This window comes from Croceitalea marina, assembly GCF_042684265.1.
In the GTDB taxonomy this organism is placed as follows: Bacteria; Bacteroidota; Bacteroidia; order Flavobacteriales; family Flavobacteriaceae; genus Croceitalea; species Croceitalea marina.
The window spans coordinates 76,467-90,982 of sequence record NZ_JBHULB010000012.1 but is presented as its reverse complement, the minus strand read 5'-3'; the positions used below and the strand labels follow the sequence as shown (position 1 = coordinate 90,982).

At 39.6% G+C, this 14,516-nt stretch carries 10 protein-coding genes and 1 pseudogene; 10 read left to right on the top strand and 1 reads right to left on the bottom strand.

All coding sequences use genetic code 11. The features are described 5' to 3' along the window. Positions 1 to 107 (top strand): annotated as a pseudogene (locus ACFSQJ_RS10240) (IS1595 family transposase); the annotation flags it as partial. On the opposite strand, the gene ACFSQJ_RS10235 reads toward ACFSQJ_RS10240, so the two are convergent. After that, positions 94 to 459: a type I restriction endonuclease gene (locus ACFSQJ_RS10235; RefSeq protein ID WP_377766866.1), complete on the bottom strand. Its 366-nt coding sequence runs from the start codon at positions 457 to 459 to the stop codon at positions 94 to 96. The pseudogene ACFSQJ_RS10240 and the gene ACFSQJ_RS10235 sit on opposite strands and share 14 nt — an antisense overlap. A gap of 59 nt (positions 460 to 518) precedes the next feature. Between ACFSQJ_RS10235 and ACFSQJ_RS10230 the strand changes: the two genes are divergently transcribed. The 9 genes from ACFSQJ_RS10230 (at position 519) to ACFSQJ_RS10190 (ending at position 14,502) form a co-directional block, all read left to right on the top strand. Next, a complete protein-coding gene (locus ACFSQJ_RS10230; RefSeq protein WP_377766865.1) occupies positions 519 to 1,904 on the top strand; it encodes a helix-turn-helix domain-containing protein in 1,386 nt (461 codons plus the stop codon). 99 nt (positions 1,905 to 2,003) lie between these two features. Continuing rightward, positions 2,004 to 2,615, top strand: coding sequence for a hypothetical protein (locus ACFSQJ_RS10225; RefSeq protein WP_377766864.1), 612 nt, complete (start codon positions 2,004 to 2,006; stop codon positions 2,613 to 2,615). Positions 2,616 to 2,809: 194 nt separating this feature from the next. After that, the gene (locus ACFSQJ_RS10220; protein WP_377766863.1) at positions 2,810 to 5,947 is read left to right on the top strand and encodes a VPS10 domain-containing protein; all 3,138 of its coding nucleotides are present in this window, start codon (positions 2,810 to 2,812) and stop codon (positions 5,945 to 5,947) included. Between the two features lie 114 nt (positions 5,948 to 6,061). After that, positions 6,062 to 6,292, top strand: coding sequence for a GIY-YIG nuclease family protein (locus tag ACFSQJ_RS10215; protein WP_377766862.1), 231 nt, complete (start codon positions 6,062 to 6,064; stop codon positions 6,290 to 6,292). 224 nt (positions 6,293 to 6,516) lie between these two features. Continuing rightward, positions 6,517 to 9,645, top strand: coding sequence for a VPS10 domain-containing protein (locus ACFSQJ_RS10210; protein WP_377766861.1), 3,129 nt, complete (start codon positions 6,517 to 6,519; stop codon positions 9,643 to 9,645). A gap of 266 nt (positions 9,646 to 9,911) precedes the next feature. Beyond that, complete coding sequence (locus ACFSQJ_RS10205) at positions 9,912 to 10,460, top strand: CopD family protein (RefSeq protein WP_377766860.1); 549 nt, start codon at positions 9,912 to 9,914, stop codon at positions 10,458 to 10,460. A 171-nt stretch (positions 10,461 to 10,631) separates the two neighbouring features. Then, positions 10,632 to 12,038, top strand: coding sequence for a sensor histidine kinase (locus ACFSQJ_RS10200; protein WP_377766867.1), 1,407 nt, complete (start codon positions 10,632 to 10,634; stop codon positions 12,036 to 12,038). Between the two features lie 105 nt (positions 12,039 to 12,143). Next, the gene (locus ACFSQJ_RS10195; protein ID WP_377766859.1) at positions 12,144 to 12,926 is read left to right on the top strand and encodes an enoyl-CoA hydratase/isomerase family protein; all 783 of its coding nucleotides are present in this window, start codon (positions 12,144 to 12,146) and stop codon (positions 12,924 to 12,926) included. A 25-nt stretch (positions 12,927 to 12,951) separates the two neighbouring features. Beyond that, the gene (locus ACFSQJ_RS10190) at positions 12,952 to 14,502 is read left to right on the top strand and encodes a hypothetical protein (protein ID WP_377766858.1); all 1,551 of its coding nucleotides are present in this window, start codon (positions 12,952 to 12,954) and stop codon (positions 14,500 to 14,502) included. Positions 14,503 to 14,516 lie beyond the last annotated feature (14 nt).

Here is a 14,516-nt window from a genome sequence, read left to right as displayed (position 1 = left end):
AGTACCTACAGCTCTATCTTGATGAGTTCGTTTACAAACTTAATAGACGGTATTTCGGGGAAAGACTGTTCGAAAGAGTAGTTATTGCTAATATCACAGGGTTATGACACTTAACGGATATTCAAAACTAAAAATATTTCTTCCTCTGGGTTTTGGGTCTCGATAATCTGTAAATCTTGTAACTGTTCCTGTGCTTTCATAAACGAAAGGCAATGAGTCGTTATTTAAGTATTTTAATTTTGCGTTTGCGTAGTTTGAAGATTGTTCTTCAACAACTGTAAGTCTGTATCCTTCGTCTTCACGCTTGGCTTCTATAATACCAACTGGTTTCCTATCTACCAACAATACATAATCAGCTGGTCCAACATCCGTTTGGTATTCACGCACTGCAACTCCTTTTCCAGCAGATAGGTCAACTTTATTTTTCGACTGAACTAACCACCCAGCCTCACGTAGCATTTCGTCTATTTTATCACGAGCTATTTGTTCTGGATTTTGGTTCAACTTATAATCTTTTAATGAGGAGAATTAATGGTCGACCTAAAATAACCATAACCCAGCGAACAAAAAACAGAAAAGCATTATTTAGGGTTTTACCTCAACCTAGCTATGGTTTTTACACAAGACTTGGTAAAGCGGTTACAGCTTGGGTGATTTACATCAGTAATTTCCCCAATCCACCAAAAACAATATATTTGGTAGTGCAAGCAGGTTTTATGGCAACACAGTTTTTGGCGGGCTTTCCACAATTTAATAGCTATAGCACTCCACTCTTAATTTTAGGGCTGCAAGGGGCTATTTTATGTGTGCTCTTATACCGTAGGTATCTTAAGAAAAGAGCTTTGCCAGATATACTGTTAGCAGGTATTCTTTTTATTCTTTGTTACCACCGTACCACCTATACCATTGGTTTTATGGGCTGGTACGATACCTATAGAAATACCAAAATCAACTACTTTTTGGTGGGGATGGACCTGCTCATGGCACCCCTCATTTATTTTTATGTAAAAAGTGTAGTGACCCCAAAATTTAAGTTATTAAAAAAACACTTTTGGCATTTTTTGCCTTGGTTATTGTTTTTTCTGGCCAAAGCGGTTATTTATGGATATGATGCCCAGCAACCTGGTTTTGAGGATAACCAGAACGGGTATTTGGTTGAGAATTTTCAATGGCCCTACCTAAACCCTTTAGTAACCTTTTTTGGTTCTGCACAAATGCTGTTGTATTTGGCCTTTTCATTTCAGTTATACCTTACGTACAAAGAGGAAATTCAACAGTTTTTCTCAAATACGGCCAATAAAGAACTGCTATGGATACGTAATTTTCTCCTAATCTATACGGCTATTTTTATCTATGGCTTGGTACAGGTTTTTGTAGACGAGTATATTGTGGAGATGAGTTGGACCCAAAAATGGTGGATACAATTCTTTTCCGCCATTGCGCTGTTATATTTTGGAGTGAAAGGCTATTTTACCGATTTCAATTTTTTAAAAGACTTTGAAAAACCTTATAACAGGACGTTCATGGATTCGGCATCTACAACGAAAGTATTGGACCGTGACTTATTGGAGCAAAAAGAGAACATCGACACCCTTTTTAAGGAAGAAAAGATTTTTTTAGACCCCGAACTTAACCTAAAGCAGTTGGCTGAAAAGACCAACCTGAACAGAGGTGAAGTTTCGGAGGTCATCAACCAAGGTTTTGGCATGAATTTTAATGACTTTGTCAATCAGTTTAGAATCACGGAGTTTCAGCAGCGCCTGCAAAGCGGCGCTCACGAACAGTTTTCATTGGTGGGTATTGCTTTTGAATGTGGTTTTAACAGCAAAGCGACCTTTAACCGTGTCTTTAAAAAAGCGGTGAAACTTACCCCAACGGAATACCTGAATTCCATCAAAAATTAGCGTCTCAAATCGTATGAGACGTCTCTTTTTTATTTAAGTCGTCCACAGAAAACTACTTTCTCAAATTTGTTGCAGTAGTAATCTCAAAAACAAATAATCATGAGAAAAACAATAATCTTTAGTGTCGTAGTATTTTTAATGGTGGTGTCTGTTTTATGGGCACAAAAGTCTAATGTGGAAGTAGCTTCTGGTTCATCAATAGAATTGGATTATCCAAACTATAAGATGTACGAGCTGCAGCTTAAAAATAATACTGGGGCCCAAATAGACGTAGAGGTTCAAAACAAAGAGACAGGGGAATTCGTTCGTGGTTTTGGACTAGGACCGCTGGGTAGGGTCGAGGTAATCGTAGAGCAAGGAAGCAAAATTGTATTTACCAACAACTCTAAAAAACTGGGAAAACTAGCAATAAAAATGCTCAATACCGATGTAAAACTTAAACCAAAAAACACCAACGAAGACAGGGTTAGTTTTACTTTGGTGAATCCTAGCAACAAACCTATTCCATTGATTATTCCTAATGTGATGAATCCGAACCTATCGCCAAATTCATCTAGTGGGGTAGATTTAAAAATTGGACAAGAGCTTTTATTTAGAAACGGACTTAAAAGATATGTGCTTTTAACGGTTGACGAAACCATTAAAGAAGGGCAAAAGCTTGATGTGTATGCTTTGCTGCAACAACGTAAAAAAGAGCTAGGGTTGAAGTAAGTGTCATAGCAATAGCATCGTAAACAAGGTCGATGGAAACAGCTTAAATAGTTGTTCTATTGACCTTTTTTTATTCTCATACTTTGCTTACTTTTAAAAAGACTAATTCAACCTGGTGTTTTGCCTCGGTAACTTTATCGATTACACCCGATAGGGTAACAGCTTTTGCAACTTGCCAACCAAAAAGAACACAAATGAAATACTTGCTTTCCAAAGCCGGCGTACTATTGCTTGCGCTTTCACTTTCTACAATTTCTACAGACGCACAAAGAAGAAGTAAAACCCAAAAGGCCGCGCCTTCAATTCCTTCAGAATTATATTCCAGCATGGAGTACCGTTTGGTAGGTCCGTTCCGTGGTGGCCGTTCCGCTGCCGTAACCGGAGTGCCTGGCGAACCCAACTTATTTTATATGGGATCTACAGGTGGCGGTGTTTGGAAAACCCTAAATGGTGGACGTACCTGGGAGAATATCTCCGATGGCTATTTTGGTGGTAGTATCGGGGCCGTTGAGGTTGCCAAAAGCGACCCCAATGTGATTTATGTGGGTGGTGGTGAAAAGACCCTTCGTGGTAACGTGTCAAGTGGTTACGGAATATGGAAAACCGAAGATGCCGGTAAAACTTGGACATCGGCAGGGCTAAAAAATAGCCGCCATGTACCGCGTATCCGTATTCATCCAACGGACCACAATACGGTTTATGCAGCAGTATTGGGTAATATCTATAAACCCACTCAAGAAAGAGGCATCTATAAAAGTACCGATGGAGGTAAAACTTGGAATAAAAAGCTTTTTGTGAACGACCAGGCTGGGGCAGTAGATTTAACCTTTGACCCAAACAATCCGCGTATTTTATATGCTTCTACGTGGAGGGCGCAAAGAACCCCATATTCGCTTAGTAGCGGTGGTGATGGTTCAGCGTTATGGAAGAGCAGTGATAATGGCGAGACCTGGAAGGAGATTTCTAAAAATGAAGGTTTCCCTGAAGGTACTTTAGGAATTATCGGGGTAACGGTTTCCCCAAAAAATAGTGAACGGGTCTGGGCAATAGTAGAGAATAAAGATAAAGGAGGTTTGTATCGCTCAGATGACGGCGGTAAAAAATGGACACAGGTCAACAGTGAGCGTAAATTACGCCAGCGAGCTTGGTACTATACCCGTTTATATGCCGATACTGAAGATGAAGATGTGGTATATGTGTTGAATGTTCGTTATCATAAAAGTTCTGATGGCGGTAAAACCTTTAGCACCTTTAATGCGCCACACGGTGACCATCATGATTTATGGATTGCCCCAGAAAATAGCGAACGCATGATTATTGGTGATGATGGTGGCGCACAAGTCACCTATGATGGTGGTGAAACGTGGAGCACCTACTACAATCAACCTACGGCACAGTTTTATCGGGTTACAACGGATAACGCTTTTCCGTATCGGATTTATGTGGCACAGCAAGATAATTCAACCATACGGGTAAAGCACCGGTCAGATGGGGGAAGTATTGGTGAAAATGATTGGGAACCTACGGCCGGGGGTGAGAGTGCCCATATTGCGGTAGACCCAACGGATAACGATATTGTGTATGGTGGTAGTTATGATGGATTCTTAACACGGGTGAATCATAAGAACAATACCGTTCGCGGTATCAATGTATGGCCAGACAATCCGATGGGTGCAGGAGCCGAAGCGATGAAATATCGTTTTCAGTGGAACTTCCCCATTATTTTTAGTCGTCATAATCCGAAAAAATTATATACGTTTTCAAATCATGTACACGTTACTGAAAATGAAGGGCAAAGCTGGAAGTTGCTTAGTGGGGATTTAACAAGAAACGACCCAGACAAACTGGTAAGTTCAGGTGGACCAATAACTCAAGATAACACTAGTGTAGAGTACTATTGTACCATTTTTGCCGCGAATGAAAGTCCGCTGAAAGAAGGTTTACTTTGGGTAGGTAGTGATGACGGTTTAATACACATCACCAAAGACGGTGGTCAAAATTGGGAGAATATTACCCCACCTAACATGCCCGAGTGGAGCATGATCAATAGTATCGAGCCTTCCGCTTTTGATGAGGGCACCTGCTATGTAGCGGCCACGCGATATAAACTGGGAGATTTCGCCCCCTATTTATACAAAACTACCGACTTTGGAAAAACCTGGTCAAAAATTACCAATGGTATCGAAAGCGAACATTTTACGCGTGTGCTTCGCGAAGACCCTAAACAAAAAGGATTGTTGTATGCCGGTACCGAAACGGGAATGTATGTCTCTTTTAATGATGGTGCCAAATGGGAGAAATTCCAGTTGAATTTACCCATTGTGCCTATTACAGATTTGGCTTTAAAAGACAATAATCTCGTGGTGGCGACTCAAGGGCGTAGTGTCTGGGTTTTGGATGATTTAACCGTATTACATCAATTAAATGCCTCGGATAAAGGCACTTCAATGAAATTGTTCGCTCCTAAAGATTCGTATAGAACAAAAGGTAGGGCGTCTAGCAAACCAAGTTTAACATCTGGGCAAAACCATCCTAATGGGGTGGTTACCCATTTTTATCTAAGAGATAAGAATGAAAAAGACAGCATCAGTCTTACTTATACCTCTATGGTAGGAGATACCCTAGGTAATTTCAGCACTTTTGCCAAGGAAAAAAAGAATAAGTTGAAGGTTGAAAAGGGCGGAAATACCCATGTTTGGGATACCCGCGGTAAGGGTGCAGAACGTTTAAAGGGAATGATACTTTGGTGGGCCAATTTAAATGGGGCGAAAGCAGTTCCTGGAAGTTATAAAGTCCATTTAAATGTGAATGGAACAACGCAAAGTGAGACCTTCAAAATTCTACCCGACCCTCGCGCTGAGGTTTCGGTAGCCGATATGCAGAAGCAGTATGATTTTATATCCAGCATCAACGAAACTGTGGACAAGGCCCATCAATCCATCAAAAAGATTCGTAAAATCAATGAGAAATTAGATGCATTTTCAAAACAGTATAAGGATAATGAGGCTACCAAAGCATTAGTGGAAAAAGCGAAGAAAATGAAAGAAGGTTTTGAAGAAATAGAAAAGGCCTTGTATCAAACCAAAAATAGGAGTAATCAAGATCCGTTGAACTTCCCGATTAAACTGACCAATAAATTGGCACATTTGAACAGTTTGGTATCTATTGACGATTTCCCTCCTACGGAACAAGACATCGCAGTTAAAAATGAAATGACTGCGAAGATAAACACCCAATTGGATGCCTTTGATGCTTTGGTGGATAAAGAAATGAAAGAATTCAACGCTCAGTTTAATGCCTTGAATTTGGAGTATTTGTCCGTAGAAGAATAGAAAATTAGAAAAGTGCCGTCACTTCGAGCGGAGTCGAGAAGTAAGGGTTCAAATCACCAAAACCGGCATCTCGGCCCCGCTCGGTATGACAGGTTTTGCAGGTGGTACATAAATATGAAGTTCTATTATGTTTATATGGTCGAGTGCTCAGATGAATCAATTTATATTGGTCTTACAAATAATATAGAAAGAAGACTTAAGGAACATAATTCCGGACTGAACGATAACTCCTTTACTTCAAAAAGAAGACTGGTAAAGTTGATATGGCATCAAGAATTTATGCAATTTGCACAAGCTGAAGTTTTTGAAAACAAGATTAAAAATGGAGCCGGGCCAAGAAATTAGCTTTGGCGAATAAGGATTATGATATACTGCCTTTACTTGCAGAATGTAAGAATGAGAGTCATTCTAAAAATAAAGACTTAGATAAAAATTAAATGTATACCCCTAAGCTTCTCGACTTCGCTCGAAGTGACTGTTTAGTAATTAGGAACTTAGTTCTACTGTCAGGTCGAGCGGAGTCGAGACCTTAGAAACATAAAAGATATAAAAACACCTATAAATCCAAAATGAAAAACAATATCCAACTCCTTCTGCTTATTCTTCTGACCACTACAATAAGCTTTGCGCAAACGGCGGAAGATTATTTTAAGCCTTTAAAGTTCCGAAATATTGGTCCGTTTCGGGGAGGTCGTTCAGTTTCTGCTTCAGGAGTGGTTGGGCAACCTATGATTTATTACATGGGCACCACAGGAGGTGGATTATGGAAAACCGAAGATGCTGGACAGCGTTGGAAGAACATTTCGGACGGTTTCTTTGAAATGGGCTCTGTAGGAGCAGTTGCGGTTTCAACCTACAATACCAATATTGTTTATGTAGGAATGGGGGAGCATGCGCCGCGTGGAGTAATGACTTCTTATGGAGATGGGGTATATAAATCTACCGATGCAGGTAAGACCTGGAAGCATATGGGATTGAAGGAAACGCAGCATATTTCACGAATTATAATTCACCCGACCAATCCTGATATCGTTTATGTTGCTGCACAAGGGCAATTGTATGGACCTAATAAAGAACGTGGTATTTACAAATCTACTGATGGCGGAAAAACATGGAAGAAAATCCTTTTTGTGAATGAATTGACAGGTGCGGCAGAACTTTCGATGGATGCCAATTACCCTGAAATTATGTATGCCGCCATGTGGGAACATCAACGCAAGCCTCATATGGTGATTAGCGGCGGCGAAGGTAGCGGACTATACAAATCTACCGATGCAGGTGAAACTTGGACAGAAATGACGGAAGGATTACCAAAAGAAAAAGGTAAAATGGCGATTTCCGTGAGTCCCGCGAATTCTGATAAGGTGTATGCCCTGATCGAGAGTGATACCAATAAAGATAAAGGTGGACTTTTCGTATCTAACAATGCTGGTAAAACCTGGAGTATGGTTAGCGGAGATAACCGACTGACTCAACGCGCTTGGTATTATATTGAGGTGTTTACTGACCCCCAAGATGACGATATTGTATATGTTTTAAGTGCTCCGGCTTTACGTTCTTTGGATGGAGGCAAAAATTGGGAACGTATTACAGGTACCCATGGTGATTATCACGATTTGTGGATTAATCCTAAGAATTCTTTGAATATGGTCATCGCCAATGATGGGGGCGCTGCAGTGACTTTCGACTTCGGAAAAACGTGGTCATCCCAGACCAATATGCCCACCGGCCAATTTTATCGTATCAATACGGACAACCTTTTTCCATATAACATTTATGCGGGTCAACAAGACTATTCTTCTGCTATGATAGCCAATATGTCCGTCGGAAGAGGTGGTATTACCATGTCGGATTTTAGTCCTTCGGCAGGTGGTGAAAGTGCGTTTTTAGCTTTTGACCCTGACAACCCTAGATATGTAATGGGGGGTAGTTATTTAGGTACTATTGATGTGCTTGATATGGAATCAAAAGCTTCAACACAAGTAATGGCAGCACCTATTCAATACCTAGGTAAGGAGGCACGTAACATGAAATATCTGTACAATTGGAATGCTCCGACCCTACGTTCGCAGCACGAAGAAAATACCTTTTATCATGGTGCACAGTTATTGTTAAGAACGCGTGATATGGGTGTTACTTGGGAAGAGATGTCACCAGATTTAACGCGTGATATCGATGCCAAACAAGGTAATGGCGGAGGTCCGTATACCAACGAAGCTGTTGGTGCCGAGAACTATGGAACCTTGGCCTATGTATTGGAATCTCAACACGAAGCCGGTGTTTTTTACACAGGGAGCGATGACGGTTATGTGCATATTACAAAAGACAATGGGGAAAGCTGGCAAAATATCACACCGAAGAACTTGGGCGAATCTTTAGTGAACGCAATAGAAGTTTCTCCACATAATAAAGCCACGGTTTATATCGCTACCACCAAGTATAAATTCAATGACCATACACCTGCTATTTACAAGAGCACGGACTACGGAAAAACATGGACGAGTATCAATTCTGGAATTCCTTATGGAGCTTTTACAAGGGTGGTTCGAGAAGACCCAAACCGAAAAGATTTACTTTATGCAGGCACCGAGAAAGGGCTATATCTATCTTGGAATGGTGGCAAGACTTGGAAACCCTTTCAATTGAACTTACCCAAAACACCGATTACGGATATTAAAATTCATGATGGGGATTTAATCGTGGCAACATCCGGAAGGGCCTTTTGGATATTGGACGACTTAAACATATTGGCCCAATACAAGCCCGTTGAAAAAAGGATGAAACTTTACAAGCCCAATGATGCCATGAACGGTTCATGGTATAGCCCAATGAATGGTGATATTACCAGTTTTAAAGGCACGAGCACCTTATCGGGAGTTAATCCTGCCAATGGACTGGTTATTCATTATGAACTGCCCAAACTGAATGATTCAATAATACTTACCATGGACATTTTGGATGCTTCGGGTAATGTGGTGCGTAGTTTTTCATCTGAAAAAGACAAAGACTATGTGGCCCACAACGGTGGTGGACCTCGAAGAGCCCCAACGCTTTCAAAAAAAGAAGGATTGAACCGATTTGTATGGGATATGAAAACACCTATTTTACCAGGAATCCCCGGGGCATACATAGAGTCTCGTTTTAGTGGTCATGTGGTACCTCCGGGCAACTACACCATTCAACTTAAAGCTGGAACAACGACCAAATCAGTTGACGGGAAAATAGTTGCAATGCCAACCTATCGTACTACCCCAGAGCAGTACGCTGAATACCATACTTTTATGACCGATATGGAAGGGCGTTTAACTGAAATGCATAATACCGTAAATTCCCTATACAAGGTTCAAGGGCAGCTAAAAGAAGTTTTGAAAGATGTCAAAGATGCCACTCTTAAAACAGAAGGGGAAAAATTGGTAAAAGATTTGGATGCTTGGGATAAAGATATGATTCAGCGAAAGTCAAAAGCTTACGATGATGTAGAGAACTTTCCCAATAAATTCACAGCCGAGTATCTGTTTTTAATCGATGCTACCAATAGTGCGATTCCGCGTGTAAACCAGCCCTCAAAAGACAGAAAAAAAGAACTCGATGCGCAATGGGCGGTTTTAAAAAGTAAGGCGAAAGTGTTAAAGAATGAGGCAATTCCAGCTTATAACAAAAAATTATGGGATGCTGGTATTGGAGCTATTAGGTTGTAAGGAGCTAAGGCTTTGGCCTTGAGAATTAGTATTTTTCTAGTTACCTGTCATTTCGATTCTTTTTGCGATACTCAAGACAGGCCCAGTAGAGACTTATTTACGATGTTTCGATGGGCTAAATATGGTGTGCGCCCACTTTAATTAAAGAAAATGAGCAAATTACCGTCACTTCGAGCGGAGTGGAGAAGTATTAAGTCGATGCTTATTGGCCGATGGTTTTTTGTTGATTAAATTTACCATGAACTAACATTGATGTACCTTAAAAAATGGAATTATACAACTACATAAAATCCCTTCACCTAATCTTTGTGATTACATGGTTTGCGGGGCTTTTTTATATTCCACGTTTGTTTATTTATCATATTGAGGCCAATGCAAAACCATCGCCTGAAAAAGAGATTTTGACCAAGCAGTTAAAACTGATGACCAAAAGATTATGGTTTATCATTACTTGGCCTTCAGCAATTTTATGTGTGTTTTTTGCACTATGGTTATTGCACCTACAAACAGCCCTAGTGTATCAACCATGGATGCAGGTAAAACTGGGTTTTGTGGTTTTACTGATTGCCTATCATTTTAAATGTCACCAGATTTTTAGCGAATTACAACGCGATGAGGTGAAGTACTCTTCCAACTTTATGCGCATCTGGAACGAAGGTGCTACATTAATTCTTTTCGCTGTCGTGTTTCTTGTAATTTTAAAAAGTGCCGTGAATTGGATCTATGGAGTCTTGGGGATCATTCTTTTGGGTATTTTATTAATGCTGGGTATTCGTTTGTACAAACGTATTCGAGATAAAAACCCTGAAGCCTAAAAAAGGTATTGGCGCAAAGTTCAAGTTCAAACCTAAGAAAGCTCTTATCATTGTATTTACATTTGATTCTTGAACGTGTATTTTAATTGGCTTGATTATTGCTAACTTTAAATCCAAATTAGGTCTTACTTGTTCAAAAAACTATCCTTACGGTCTCGTATCTTTTTTACCATGATTTTGTTGGTGCTAATTGCATCTGTACTCATCGCTGGGGTGACCATTTATCAGTATCGTGAACAATCAAAAGATTACCATCAAAATAGGTTGGAACGTAAAGAAGAACAGATACTACAGAGTATCAATTATGTTTTAAAAGAAACCACCTTTGAACCAAAAACGGAGAATCTAGAGTTTATTTTCAGACATGAGATTTATAAAATCTCGGACGTTCAAAATGTAAACTTCAATATTTATGATTTAGAGGGAACACTTATAAAAAGCTCCAAACCTGCCTTTGAAGCCGATTCGGTGGCAAATTGTTTAGATGCCGATGTATTGAACAATTTATTGGCCAGTACTAATAAACGTTATGTAGAAAAGAAACGCACGGCAGGAGATAAGTACCAAGCATCTTATAATTATATAACCGACCCTAAGTTTAAGCCCATTGGCATTATGAACCTTCCATATTTTGAGGATAATTCGTTTAATGATATGGAACTAAGGGAGTTTTTAATGCGCTTGGGGGGGGTGTATTTGGTCATGTTGTTATCAGCAATTCTATTGGCCTATTTTATTTCAAAATATATTACCAGGTCACTACAGACCATTTCTGATAAGATGGGGCAAACCAATTTGAACAGGCGTAACGAAAAAATCATAATTGAAGACCCTAGTGAAGAGATAGGCAAGTTGGTAGATGCTTATAATGCCATGATAGATGAATTAGAACAAAGTGCGGCAAAATTGGCGAGAAGTGAGCGTGAACAGGCATGGCGTGAAATGGCCAAACAGGTAGCTCATGAGATTAAAAATCCGCTAACACCTATGCGACTTACGGTACAGAGCTTTGAACGAAAATTTGACCCTGAAGATCCCAATGCCGAGCGAAAAATGAAAGAGTTCTCTAAAACCTTGGTGCAACAAATCGATACCATGAGCAATATTGCTTCGGCATTTTCGAACTTCGCTGATATGCCAGCACAGCAAAAAGAGACCCTGAACGTGGTAAAGGTTTCAAAATTGGCCTTAGATATTTTTCATGAACCCTATATACATTTTATCGCTGAAGATGAAGCCTTAATTGCCAAGTTGGATCGTACACAGCTGATACGTGTTATTACAAACTTGGTCAAAAATGCGATACAGGCTGTCCCTGAAGTAGAGAATCCCCGTATTTTGGTGACGGTCGCTTCTGAAGAAAATCAAATAAAAATATCTGTTGCAGATAATGGTGTAGGTATCGCAGATGAGTTTAAAGAAAAGATTTTTGAACCGAAGTTCACTACAAAATCCAGCGGTATGGGCCTTGGATTAGGAATGGTAAAAAATATTGTTGAGAATTATAGCGGTTCTATTGACTTTACATCTCAAGAAGGCAAGGGAACGGTCTTTACGGTAAAATTTCCAAAAGAATAGCGATCAGTTTTCAAAAATGGTTTTATAGACAACTTCTACAATGGTTTTGTCATTTGAAACTTGAATGGTTAATTTTATCTAATATCAACAGCTAACATCCAATTAATGAATTACGAAAACATCTATATAGAAGAAGAAAATAAGATTGCCGTTATCACCATAGACCGGCCTAAGAAGTTGAATGCGCTTAATAAAGACACCATATATGAGCTTCATGAAGCATTTAAAGAGCTAAATGCGGATGCTGAAATAAAGACGATTATCATTACTGGTAGTGGCGAAAAAGCCTTTGTCGCCGGAGCGGATATTTCAGAATTCGCCCATTTTTCGGTGAAGGAAGGCGGAAAATTGGCGGCTAAAGGACAGGAAATTCTATTTGACCTCATTGAGAACTTAAGTACTCCGGTTATCGCCGCCGTTAATGGGTTTGCTCTTGGAGGAGGTCTGGAATTGGCCATGGCCTGCCATTTTAGAGTGGCCACTGACAATGCAAAAATGGGTTTGCCAGAAGTTTCTTTAGGGGTGATACCTGGCTATGGCGGTACGCAACGTTTGCCACAATTAGTAGGCAAAGGAAAAGCGATGGAACTTATCATGACCGCAGGCATGCTTGACGCCCAAAAAGCACTAGATTGCGGCCTGGTTAATTATGTGGTCGCCCAAGAAGAGTTATTGCCCCTTTGTCAAAAGCTAGCGAGCAAGATATCGAATAACTCTTCAGTTGCCATAAAACAGGCAATAAAAGCGGTAAATGCAGGTTATAGCTATGATAAGAATGGCTATGCCGTTGAGATTGATGCTTTTGGAGGGTGTTTCGGCACCAAAGATTTTAAAGAAGGCACTACGGCCTTTTTAGAAAAGCGAAAAGCCAATTTTCCTGGTTCATAGCCTTGGTATAACCAAAGCTACTTTTATGATTACAAGACTACTTCTAGTATGTGTATTGGCAATAGGACTGCAATCTTTTGCGCAGAAAATGCCTGTTTCTTATGATTTTAGTGAGAAGTACAATGATAGGTATCGGTATTCAAACCTGGTAACCATTGACGATGATGGTGATGGAGGCTATATTTTGGTCAGGGCCTATTTTCAAGGTCTTATCTTAAAGCCGAAAGGCTATTTTATTGAACATTACGATAAGGATCTAGAATTGGTTTCTGAATACAATTACAAGTTGAAAGGAATGCAGTTCGTAGACGGTTTCACAAAAAATGGCCAACTGAATCTTATCTTTTTGACCTATGATTTTGAACGCGGTATGTACAGATACACTGCTCACACTTCGAATTTGGTGAACTATAATTTTAAGACAACAAATCTTTTAGAGTTTAAGACGCCTGCAGTTGAAGGGGCATTTGGCAGAAATTATTACAACCGAAACTTTAAAAACGGATTTTCTACTACCCTGCTTTTTAATCCTGAGAAGACGGGCTTTATTATAAGCACACATCATATTAAAGGCAAAAAGAATCAACATACCATTCATTTGTTCGATACCAATTTGACTAAAAAATGGGAGCAAGATTTTTCAGCAGAAGTAGAAGAGAAGAACTATGCCTTTGAGCAGATTGCATTGTCTAATAATTTAGAAGAAACCTTTATTGTTGGAAAAGCTTATTTTAAAAAGAAGCGTTTTCAGGTCGACGAGCGTAAGTTTCAATATGAACTCATAAAAATTTCAGGGGGTGTTGCGAAAACACAGTCTTTTGATGACCCCGGTAAGTATTCTGAGGGTTTATATCCAATCATTGATGACAATAGGTTGCTATGTGTAGGGTTTTATGCCGATAGAAAAGATAATCGTTATAATGGGGTATCATATTTTGATATAAACCCGAGCTCCCTTGCCATTACATCTAAAAAATACCATCCCTTTTCCGAACAATTTATGGAAGATAAATTTGGTAGAGAAGAAGATAAAGTAATCAAAAACCTCATATTTAAAAGCGTGAATGTTACCGATGAAAATGACATTCTTTTTAATGCAGAAGAATATTTTGTAACCAGCAGTCTACAGGTCACCGGGGCCGGACAACGTATGAAAGTAGAGCGTTTTCACCACAATGATATCGTAAGTGCCAAATTGGATATGGACGGCGATTTGATATGGACAAGAAATATTAATAAGGCCGAAGTTACGCAAGGCGACGGGGCCTATGCCTCGTACAGTTCGTATAGTAAAGATGGCAAGACCTATTTCTTTATTTGTACCGCTGCCGAAAATCCGCAACTTATTAACGGAGAACGTTTAATCTTTAAACAGGGCTTGAGCAGAAATAGAAATGTATTTTTAATTTCTTTGGATGAATCAGGGAAACTTGATTATGAAAAGGTCATCGGCGATGAAGAGGCCAGACTGCCTTTAATGGTGTCTAAACCACTAATCGATTCTGCTAAAGACCAACTTCTGTTCTATGCCAAAAGAGGTAACAAAAAACAGTTGGTCGAAGTTGTTTTTAAATAAGATTATTTAACATC